This window comes from Alteromonas sp. MmMcT2-2 (assembly GCF_022348305.1).
Classification (GTDB): domain Bacteria; phylum Pseudomonadota; class Gammaproteobacteria; order Enterobacterales; family Alteromonadaceae; genus Alteromonas; species Alteromonas macleodii.
In genome coordinates this window covers 1-11395 of record NZ_JAKRFA010000081.1, presented here as the reverse complement: position 1 = coordinate 11395, position 11395 = coordinate 1, and the positions used below count along the sequence as shown (strand labels likewise).

Sequence of the window (11395 nt, the reverse complement as noted above, 5' to 3'; positions counted from 1 at the left end):
TCTCAACATTTTTTTTCGCACAATCTTGCCTGCCTGATTACAGCACACCACATGACTCACACTTTTTGCTAAATCCAGCCCAATCGTTGTAATATCCATCTTGGCCTCTTCACCTTGTTAACTTGATTGTTCAATTCCAAGTTTGGCACATTGCGATGCCGTTTGAGGGGGGAGACCATTCCATCGTTGATCTTTCGTGAGTATTTTTTAATCAGCATGGTAAAGGGTTATAATTTGCTTCGCCAAAAGTAAAGCCATATCCAAAACCATGCCAAGAACAATACTAACTGATATTCGATGGGAACTGCTACTCCAAGTTATGAAAAGTACAGGCCGTATTTACGATAAAACTGAACATCGAATGATATTTGAAATAGTGGAGGATTACCGATTTGTTTCGGCTTATCCGAAGGTCAACGCCACGATGTTGTTCATGCGAATAGTTTGGTTGAACAGCTTGATGAAGTGAACACTGTCGTTTGTGATAAAGGCTATGATAGCGAACCATTCCGCTGTTTTGTTCGTGACCACGGTGGAACACCAGTAATTACTACACGGAATTACGGTCAAGATATTGATAAAAAAGCATGGATTGGTACTTATACAAATACCGACATTTGGTTGAAAATGCATTTGCAAGAATTAAGCAATATCAAGCCATTTCAACTAGATACGATAAGTTAGAGCGAAATTATGCCAGCATGGTATCGCTGGCATTTATGTTAATGTGGCTGCCGATGTATTGTTGAGTAAAATATGTACAGCAAAGATCAACACGCCCTAGACAAAAGTAATTAATATTCACATCAGTAAGATTCAAAAAATTGAAAAGAGATTTTCTTCTCTGATAGAAGGTAAGAACCTGAAACGTTCATCAACACCATTAACCATCTCTTTTTCACTCAAATACTTCCTTGAGAAAGCCGTATAGTAATGGGATTCGTAGCTAATAAACCTCGATAGGCTGGCAAACTCAGTAAGGTGTTCAGACAGAACATTAAATGACCTTTTTTCGAGGAGTTTAGGCACTACAACTTTAACTGACTCACTGCAAGTGGCTGCAAGCAATGCTATAAAAAATACGTAGTTATCTTTATTACCAAAAACTCCGAAGTCGTAATTTTCGTCAATAAAGTACTGAGGAAGGTAGAGAAGTAGTGCATTAGTGTCTCTCTCTAACAAGTTTTTAAAATCTCCTAGACTTGTTACTATTAAACATAATTTTTCTTTTTTTAGCGAGGTAAAGCAATGACCAGCTTTATAAAACTCAATGCGAAGCCTGCCACAGGTTGGTGAAAAGTCGCTGAAATTTATGCCAAGGATGTTTGAAGCTTTCGCTAATGCCGGAGCAGCGCTTTCACTAAAAGCCGCTAATCTATGTCCCTTATAATATTCGGGCCCTTTTATCTGAGCACGCTCTAATGGACAACCCGATATGAAGTCAAGTTCGTAAGGCGCAACTTTCATACTCATACTTGCGTCAGCTAAAAACAACATCCACTGCTCTCTTATTACGTTGAGCAGCTGTAGACATTCCGCATCGTTTGACATATTCAACGCTTTGTTTAACATAGTATTGATGTAGTTTACCGAACCGTGTAAGTAATACATAACAATTGGTTTACCATCTACAAATAGCTCAATAATAGTCTCTCTGTTTTGTATTACCGCTTTCTCTGCGTCATTTCTGCTCTCAAAAGGTACACTCATAACCTCTTCAAGCAAACTAAAACCGTAAAGTAAGTCGCTGTTTTTTATTTCTTGATGAAAACGCTTAGAAAAAACTTCGTTGTCCAGCACTTGATGTGCCGTATTTTCTATCCAGTCGATTACTCTTTTTTTCTTTCGATTGTCGGATAAAATCAACATGTTTTCAGGTACCAACGGAATAGTACCTTTTATTTTGGCACCGTCATTTAAATTGTATACATCGACATCATGAGTGGCATTTTCTAATGCCAGCTCCATAATTGTTTTGGACATTTTAAATTCGTGTTTAGTGTTAACTAATGGCCTAAAATTGCCTTCGACGGTTAAAGATGTATTGTAGACCTTTGTATATTCAATTAATTCTTTCCCATCTTCGAGGTAATAACCGGACTGTTGTGAATGATGGTGTTTTTGGTCGACAAACCCAAGATCGACACCAAAAAGATAAATTTGTTTAAAACCAAGCTCTAGCGCGCAATCAATCGCAAAGTTAGATACTGTAGGATAAGAGTATTTTAACGAGGAAAATTTATGTTCGCTAAACAGAGACTCTATAATAAGCGTTGCAGCCTCTCCCTCTTTTAGGGACAAAAAGGCATTTTTGTACGCTTTTATCACGTCTGGATGAACGCCATTTCCGCTAATTAAGTTAATTTTTTTCAAGTACTCGTTGTCATCTACTCTTATCAACCAGTCATAAGGTGACCTATTTATCTCCAAATCAACATGATAATCAGGCACAATATCGTTTTTATGCAGTACTTGTAATGCTGTGCCACAGCTAATGACTATCGCATTAGCATGCTCTTCTTTCAAAATAGGGATAAGATAATCCAAGGAAGGGCCGTTCCCAACAACAAAAATAGGCACTTCATTCAAGACGCTAGGTGCAATCTCTTTCTTTAACAAATACTTGAAATTGTTTTCAACTGCCCACTTGCTGTGCGAAATTATATATCGAGAATTCTCGAAGTTATCACTTAACCCTATTACCAGTCTTATTTCTTCTCGTAAGTTATTCAGCGTGGGTTCAAGCACATCATTATCATAACTTTTGAACAAAAACATGTTTGCCAAATTATAACTACCTACCCTATCAAACTGGGTGAGAAAGTCCTCCACTAAATTTGAGCCATCGTCGCCAACATTAAGATAAATACTACTCTCGTTGGCATCCATTTTTTCAAGCAATGCTTCCCAATCTATTGAAAATAATGAAGAATAAAAAAAATCTCGATTTGGCTCATAAATAAATAACTTGCCTATTTCATGAGAATCTAACAAGCGCTGTAATTGGTAGCCATTACCAACACCGAAAAGGAGAAGTGATTTAATATCACGGTGCAATATCGTACTTTCTTTAGTGACCTTCTTAAATTTGTCTTGAATTCTCACCGCAGTTCGATAATGAAAATGAGGATAAAGTTTTCCTCCAGAGTAGTTTAATACCAATTCATCTCGACTCGGATTGCCTTTAAACATTGTGTAGATGTTTTCGGACTCTTCTTTACTTTTGTCGCCTAACAAGTAAGTTTTATATTTAAGGTTGAATAAATTTACTTCGCCAGATGAATTAGCAACAACTTCCCAGTTTATAGGGATATAGTTTGAAAACTCTTCCGCTATATCTGGGAAGTACTTTTTAAACGCAGATAAATTATTGGTGAATACTTCATAATTTAAATTTTCACCGCTCCATGATGTATCAGTTACAACTGGTGGCCACTTTGGTAAATAGTCTTCAAACGTCTTCTCGTTTATATGATGTCTTAAATCTCGTCCTATGCGCCAATTATTTGAAGATAGTTCATCTTTAATATCATCAAATTCACTGCTGTGATAATGAAAATAAACCCATAGCGAATTAATACCAAATGCATTATGAAGTTCACTTAAGTCTGCAAACAGCGACTTTCCATTGTTAGGAACTTGAAAATAAAGCGAAACATTTTGGCTCTTTGCAAGGTTAAAAATGATAGGCCAAAACGCAGTGTAAAGTGAGCAAAATAATAAGTCTAAGTTGGGCTCATAAATGATGATGTGTTTTATATCTGCCGACTGCATAAGCGCTAGAATGTGCTGACCTAGCCCGATACCAAATATAATAATAGCTTGTTCGTGAGAAGAGGTTGCGCTACTTATTGCAGAGCCGTCAGGCTGCGTAAGCACAAGTGATTGTGGGGCGGCCAGAAACTGTTCAACATGTTGCGCTACCGACTTTTTGGGATCTTTGCCATAAAATACCGAACCTGAGCTAGACTCAACGATGTCTAATTCACCATCTTTGTTGACAAAAATAGAACTATGCTGAAATGTATGATTTTCAAGCAATTGATAAACAGATGGAACAATACGTTGAAAGCACTTCAAACTTTTAGTGTAGTTTTTTGTTACTACCGGAAGGAGCGCCTCTTCCTTTTCTAACTGTGATTCTTCATCTTCAATGAATAGCTGGATGGCTTTACGCATTATTATTTGTATCTCTCGACCGCTTGCTTCGCTCTTTTGAGCTTTATTACCTCATTTTTTGCATCATTACGCAAACTTGAACTTATTTCTTCAAGTCTTTTATTTCTCTTTAGTTCAAAGGTAACAAACTGCTGTTTAAATTCAGCAGTTATTTTATTCAATTCTCTAATCACTAGCTTGTGTCTTAACACAACTAGTTTCAGTAACAAAGCAGACTGGTCATCATCAGACACTAATGTCGATTCGATTCTATTGTTTATTACACGAAGAAAAACAGGTGTTAGTGAGTGATTGAGGCAGATCGAATGCTCATCGTTCATTTGATGCAGCCAATTCCTTTTGTTGATATGCCTCTAGTTTGGCACTCTCAGGTATAGAAATCCATGCGTCCCTTATTGGTTCTAATAGACTATATGCTTCATCAAGCTTCGCTTTATCGTCATTAAAATGACCTTCATTAACAATTTCGACAATATAGTTGTACAACGCAAAAAGGTTTTCCGCTATTTCCCCACCAACATTCATGTCTAAGGTGTCTCTTAGGTAGATAACAATTGATGTGGCTTTGGTCACAAACTTTGATTTATTAACAAAGTCTTTTCGTTCCATAGCCCCTTTAGCATAGGCAATACGATCCATGGCACCTTGCAACAGTAATAGTGTTAACTTATGCGGGTCAGCTGTTGAGACAGCTTGCTTAACATTATTCTTTTGATAAGCATTTATTCCACGTAACGACATAATAACTCCAGTCTTTAAATAAGTGCTGCAAATAACGCCGAACCTGTTTGGTTCAACTGGGAAATAGTTCTATCCAGGTTCACATACCTTGAACGCACGGTTTGTTCAAAGTTTGTCATTCTGAGTTCTAATGCTTCTCGCGCTGTTTCAACATTGTCTTTTTCATCTTGCGCACTACGCTCTCTGAGACTTATAAGACCGCTAGACGAAGAGTATTGCTCTACCAAGTCGTATAGCCTTACAGCAATACCATTGTTTTCATTGTTGAATAGTGTTGATATATCATCGAAGTTGTCTTCTAGGGCTTCATCTAAGCGTTTTTGACCAGAACCAAGACCAAAGTCCTCAGTTCCTATTTCAAGTCTACCTTCTTCGTTAAGCTCTATCCCTAACTGAAAGAGGCTACTTAGCTCAGAGCCCGAGACCTCTTCACCAACAATCGTACTAATATTCAACTGTAACCCGCGTAATAAAGAATCACCAGCAAGTGGACCATCACTATCTTCAGATGTAGCGCCATAACGTGTCAGGCGCTCTATTTCATCAACAAGCGAGTTGTAACTGCTAATAAAACTCTTGATATCCTCTTCAACGCCCTCTTTATTAAAGCCAATCGTCAAGTTGGTCGCCAGCTGATCTCCGTTACTATTCGATGGAGAGATTTCGTTAACTTTAAAAGAGACATTTTGAATTGTATTCTCAAATTCATTGCTGGCACTTTGCACTTCAATACCATCAACAAATGCAATTGCATTTTGTGCAGATTGGATATTATTGACGTCGATATTGTTTGTTCCGCCAGTGGTAGATAAGCGATCTAACTCGGCATTTCCGCTGTCATTGGTTATGACCAAATTATTACCATCACCCACTTTATCGGACAATATGACTAAACGCGGCCCATCACCAGTACCTGTCTCAATGATGTTTGCCGTTACGCCAAAATTATCCTCTGAATTGTTAATCAGTTCTCGAAGCTCTGTAAGAGTGGTTGTGTCATCAACGTTAATTGTGAAGCTATCGTCAGCACCTATACTAAACGTAAGAGACCCGGTTCCTGAAGATAGCAGCGCATCTGAACTTGATGTAAAAGCGCCAGCATCAGTTGTAATTCTACTGCCCGAGGCTAGTTGCTGAACGACGATTTCATACGACCCGCGTAATGCAGAGTTTGACGCATCAGCGGACAAAACATCATCATCGTCAGAGGGATTAGTTATGGTTGGCTCACGACTATTTAAACTGCTGCCACTGCGAAGCTCATCAACAGCCTTTTGAAAGTCAGACACTTTAGACTTAATCTGCCCCAATGCCGAAATTTCCGCGTCTACAGCTTGCTCTCTCGCATTAAGACGATTTTCTCGAGGCTGCCTCTCAGCTGAAATGAGTTGTCGTACTAAATCATCGAGCGCTAGGCCCGAGCCTACACCTAAAGAACTTATCGACATCTTTCACCTCTTATTAAACCTGATTATTTATCAACACTCCGACACGGCTTCCGACATCTTGCTGTAATTCTTGGATACGTTCTGCAAGCACAAGCAGTTCCTCTGAAGGAATTTGCCTTATTACATCACCAGAATCAGAGTCTAATACAGTAACCACCGAACGTTCAGTATTTTCGTCTATAGAAAACGTTAAGTTGCGATTTTGACCCTGTAGAAATGATTCTACGCGAGATATTGCATCATCCAACTGCATTTCGTTTCCTGCTCTGTTCTCTATATCGGACGTAGCTTGAAGAACTTGAGACAAATTTTGTATTACGTTTCCTTGATTATCAGTACTTTCAGAAACCGATTGTAAACTGCGCTCATTACTGTCGCTTGTTTCATTTTGCTGAACTTGTGGCGATTGAGCTGAAGCTTCAACTCTAGTCGACAAAGCTGCAGCAATAGCCTGACCATCTTGAATATTTTTAATATCCATCGACCAACCTCCTCACTCAAACAACAAAACGGGCGCCCACATAGTAGTAAACACCCGTTGCATTTATATTTAAGTATACTATCTGAAAGTAAACTTAACCAAGTAAAGATAACGCGGCTTGCGGGCGCTGATTTGCCTGGCTTAATACAGAAAGAGACGCCTGCTGAATGATTTGATTTCTTGTCAGGTTGGCGGTCTCTGATGCAAAATCGGTGTCTCTAATTTGCGCTCTTGCAGATGAGATGTTTTCGGAAATATTTCCTAAATTTCGAATTGTTACATCGGCTGCCAACGATAGGTTAGCGGCACTAAAACCAGTACCTCCTCCGATTGCCACATCAATTGTCTGATTTTCATTGGCACCAACTAAGAAGCTAGAGCTGAAGCTCCCACTCAATAAGGTGCGGCCACCAAAATCAGTATCAGTGCTAATGCGCGTAATTTCGTCTTTAAGTGCAGTCACCTCTTCGTTCAAAGCTGCTCTATCAGCGGTGCTATTTATTCCATTTTGTGCCTGAACAGCCAAAGTACGAATGCGCTGAAGTGCATTCGTGGTTTCTTGTAACGCACCTTCCGCAGTTTGCACAACAGAAACTCCGTCATTCGCATTACGACGAGCTTGATCTAAACCTTGAATTTGCGATGTAAGCCTATCCGAAATCTGCAAGCCCGCAGCATCATCTGCGGCACTGTTGATACGGAAACCTGACGAAAGACGCTCGAACGATGTACTTAACGAGTTGCTCACGTCAAATAACTGACGCTGTGCATTCAATGACGACGCATTAGTATTTACAAATAAAGACATAAATTACCTCCTGGCGACCTGACATACGACTTCGCGTTGTCAAATCCTTTCAGTTTGAGTTGACTCGGTCACTACTCCGTCCCAACTCCCGTTTAAAAGTAAAGCGAATTACCCCTCAACAATGTTATCGACACCGCTCTCAACTTCTTTAGCATTTTTTTGTTATTTTTCTAATCAACTCTTACCTCACTGATTTTTAAGGGGGTTATTACGAGTAATAAATGTTCATTATGAGTCGAGTAACACATTCAAGATTCGATAGGTGTGGCTTTACGCTAACGTATGTTTTTTATAGAGTGTTTTTTATAGAGAGCAACAATAGATACCTACACTATTATCGGTACTTGCTTTTTTGAACGGGCAGATGATATTACGCCACCGATTTTAAGTCGAAGTGGTGCGTATTTTGCTAGATTCTATTTGAAGCGGTTGATGCTCAACTAAATTTTCGTTTGGCAGGGTATTTCGGTAACAATTAAAAAAACCGAGACATGATGTCCCGGCCAAATTGCTCTAGTTAGGAGATTGAGCAAACTCTGTTTAAGTCTACAAACAAATATTTATTATGATGAGCTGGCCTCTCAACCAAAACTTCTGATTTATGTTAGTAGGCTATTTTGTATGATGACGGCCTTTATGGCCGTCATTTTCAATTAGGAACGACCTCTCAACTTCTTTTCATTATTTTAGATGCCTACCTTATTAACCGCCTAATAAAGATAATGCAGCTTGGGGACGCTGATTAGCCTGAGACAATATTGTCGTCGTAGCTTGTTGTAATATCTGATTACGGGTCAATTCTGCCGTTTCTGCGGCAAAGTCAGTGTCTCTAATACGCGCTCTTGCCGATGAAACGTTTTCCGAAATATTAGCCAAATTTCTTATTGTAGATTGAAACCTATTTTGTACCGCGCCTAATTCAGCTCTCGTTGAACCTATTCTAGATATAGCATTATCTACGTTCGTCATAAGGGCACTAGCACCAGCGGATGTTGTTACATCGTCTGTCAACGATAGATTAGCTGCACTAAAACCAGTTCCTCCCCCAATACCAACGTCAATTGTCTGATTTTCATTGGCACCGACTAAGAAAGTAGCATTGAAACTTCCACTTAGTATCGTTAAACCACCAAACTCGGTATCTGTGCTAATCCGCGTAATCTCATCTTTGAGTGCAGTTACTTCCTGATTCAAAGCAACTCTATCAGCAGTATTATTAATGCCATTTTGCGCTTGAATAGCCAAAGTACGAATGCGTTGAAGTGCGTTAGTAGTTTCTTGTAATGCGCCCTCAGCCGTTTGTGCGAGGGATATGCCATCATTAGCATTACGCTGTGCCTGATCCAGCCCCTGTATTTGCGAAGTAAGTCTATCAGAAATTTGTAAACCAGCGGCATCGTCTGCTGCACTATTAATACGAAAACCTGATGACAGTCTTTCAAACGCCGTACTTAAGTTATTCCCTGATGTAAACAATTGACGCTGTGCGTTTAGTGACGAAACATTAGTATTTACGAACAGACTCATTTTCTTCTCCTAACTATTTAAAATATTAACGCTATTATTATTATTTTGCGCAATCTTTTTGGTATGATTCATGCTTCAAATTTAATGTCAGAATATTCTGACGTTCTATTGGCACACTACCAATAGAGCTTGCTAAAAAGAGAATATTATTCTCTTTGCTAGCTGGTGAGTTTGTGTACTCAGACATCAAACCTCTCACTACCTCCTGGCTTCACTCTCGCCAGTTAGCAGACTTAGCGCGAATCATCGACTCTTTTTATTCATCGGCTTTTCAAAAAATTACTTTAGATGTTCTTATACTGAAAAACATAAAACCTTAAACATTTGTTTTTTAACGAAAATAAAAAATCAAAAAAGTAATAAAAAGAAGTAGAAAAATAAACATTAACCTTATCTTTTGAACCTTGATAAGAAATATGTAACTTTATCTCCCCTTTGTGATAGTTATCGTCCGACAAGTGAGATTGCTTGAGCTTTTTTTATAAAAAAATACACTTTTTTACTTAGACAGGGTTGGGAGCTGGAGTCGATGTGGTTTTGGGGGGAGAAGCGACGAATACCCACATCTTATTAATATGGCCGACTATGTCGGGCTATCAGTATAATCGATAACTTATAGAAAAAGGCCAGTACATACTACTGACCTTCTTTTGCTAGAGCACTACCTCCTAGCATGACTTATGGGGATTGTTAACCTAGAAGTGATAGCGCCGCTTGAGGTCTCTGGTTAGCCTGAGACAGCACGGTTGTGCTCGCTTGCTGAATGATCTGGTTTCTGGTTAAGTTAGCGGTCTCAGCAGCAAAATCGGTATCTCTTATTTGTGCACGTGCTGCAGACACATTCTCTGATATATTGCTAAGATTTCGGTGTTACATCGGCTGCCAACGATAGGTTAGCGGCACTAAAACCAGTACCTCCTCCGATTGCCACATCAATTGTCTGATTTTCATTGGCACCAACTAAGAAACTAGCGTTGAAACTTCCACTCAGTATCGTTAAACCACCAAACTCAGTATCTGTGCTGATCCGTGTGATTTCATCTTTAAGTGCGGTGACTTCTTCATTCAAAGCCACTCTGTCAGCAGTGCTATTGATCCCATTTTGTGCCTGAACGGCAAGAGTACGGATACGCTGAAGTGCATTCGTGGTCTCTTGTAACGCACCTTCCGCAGTTTGTGCAACTGAAATACCATCGTTAGCATTTCGTCTCGCCTGATCTAACCCTTGAATTTGTGAAGTTAAACGATCTGAAATTTGCAGGCCTGCAGCATCATCGGCAGCACTGTTGATGCGGAAGCCTGAAGATAGGCGTTCAAAAGAAGTACTTAGTGAATTTCCAACATCAAAAAGCTGACGCTGGGCATTCAATGAAGATACGTTGGTGTTGACAAATAAAGACATGTTGTCTCTCCTACATTTTGATCCAGCGACGGCTGGCAATCGGGCTAACCGAAATTTTAGTATAAGTAGTCATCAAAACCTGAGGGGTAATTGATGAACTGGCTCTCTCAGAATTTGTATCGACATCAAACAGATTCCCTTTAGGATAAATTACGATATTTTGCCGATAGGCGGTAAAGTGTTGCCGTAAGGTAAAGATAAAACGCCGCATAACTAATGGATTTTTAAGGGAGAATTAGCATAAAGAATAGCTTGAGGCTTTTAGAAAAAAGTTCAAATCTAAGCCAACTGAACATAGTACTTTTAATGAGTCTTACCCAAAATATACACGACGAAAGTAGAAAGGCGCCACTGTGTCATGGCCAATAAGCAACCGTTCACTTTAGCTCAAAAATGGTCTTTTGATGATTTAATTACCGGAAAGAAATAATTCCGAGTTTCAGCCAAAGTATGTATTCAAGAAGACAAAGCATTTAAGGATTCATAAATTATTTGTGATAACAATAGATTAACGCTTTGGAGTAACGAAAATGACCTACTTAGGCTATTGAAAAACGTTGCTTTGTAGTTAAGGCAATGCCTCAAAGCTTTCTAGAGGAACTATTAACCGGGAAACTCGTGAATTTTCCACCCAAATGTGACTATTCAACAGTGAAACGAAAAAGCTGATCGCGCTATATAAATTTCCAAGTAATAGGGATACTAGAGCGTGTATATGGTCTCCCCCTTTATTGCAAGAGTAAACATGCTGTTTGACTAAAATGGTTTGCGTCCGTATATCCGGCTTCTCGTTGAAGTATTTTCACTTC

The 11395-nt window shown here is 39.2% G+C and carries 7 protein-coding genes and 2 pseudogenes; 1 reads left to right on the top strand and 8 read right to left on the bottom strand.

The window, feature by feature from the left end; translation table 11 throughout:
* The first annotated feature begins 268 nt into the window (after positions 1-268).
* Positions 269-749, top strand: a pseudogene (locus MHM99_RS21325) (transposase).
* Between the two features lie 67 nt (positions 750-816).
* Here the strand turns inward: MHM99_RS21325 and MHM99_RS20425 are convergent.
* From MHM99_RS20425 to MHM99_RS20390, 8 genes and pseudogenes are all read right to left on the bottom strand, one after another.
* Positions 817-4179 carry a 6-hydroxymethylpterin diphosphokinase MptE-like protein gene (locus MHM99_RS20425; protein WP_239220422.1) on the bottom strand — a complete coding sequence of 1121 codons (3363 nt, stop codon included), beginning with the start codon at positions 4177-4179 and terminating at the stop codon, positions 817-819.
* A gap of 2 nt (positions 4180-4181) precedes the next feature.
* Entirely contained in the window at positions 4182-4412 is a 231-nt protein-coding gene (locus MHM99_RS20420) for a hypothetical protein (protein ID WP_239220421.1), read from the bottom strand.
* Between the two features lie 76 nt (positions 4413-4488).
* A complete protein-coding gene (fliS, locus tag MHM99_RS20415) occupies positions 4489-4920 on the bottom strand; it encodes a flagellar export chaperone FliS (RefSeq protein ID WP_239220420.1) in 432 nt (143 codons plus the stop codon).
* 14 nt (positions 4921-4934) lie between these two features.
* The gene (gene fliD, locus MHM99_RS20410; RefSeq protein ID WP_239220419.1) at positions 4935-6368 is read right to left on the bottom strand and encodes a flagellar filament capping protein FliD; all 1434 of its coding nucleotides are present in this window, start codon (positions 6366-6368) and stop codon (positions 4935-4937) included.
* Between the two features lie 13 nt (positions 6369-6381).
* Positions 6382-6849 carry a flagellar protein FlaG gene (locus MHM99_RS20405; protein ID WP_239220418.1) on the bottom strand — a complete coding sequence of 156 codons (468 nt, stop codon included), beginning with the start codon at positions 6847-6849 and terminating at the stop codon, positions 6382-6384.
* 94 nt (positions 6850-6943) lie between these two features.
* Positions 6944-7657, bottom strand: a complete 714-nt coding sequence (locus tag MHM99_RS20400; RefSeq protein ID WP_239220417.1) for a flagellin — start codon at positions 7655-7657, stop codon at positions 6944-6946.
* A 702-nt stretch (positions 7658-8359) separates the two neighbouring features.
* A complete protein-coding gene (locus MHM99_RS20395; protein ID WP_239220416.1) occupies positions 8360-9184 on the bottom strand; it encodes a flagellin in 825 nt (274 codons plus the stop codon).
* Positions 9185-9874: 690 nt separating this feature from the next.
* Positions 9875-10586, bottom strand: a pseudogene (locus MHM99_RS20390) (flagellin).
* Between the last annotated feature and the right edge of the window lie 809 nt (positions 10587-11395).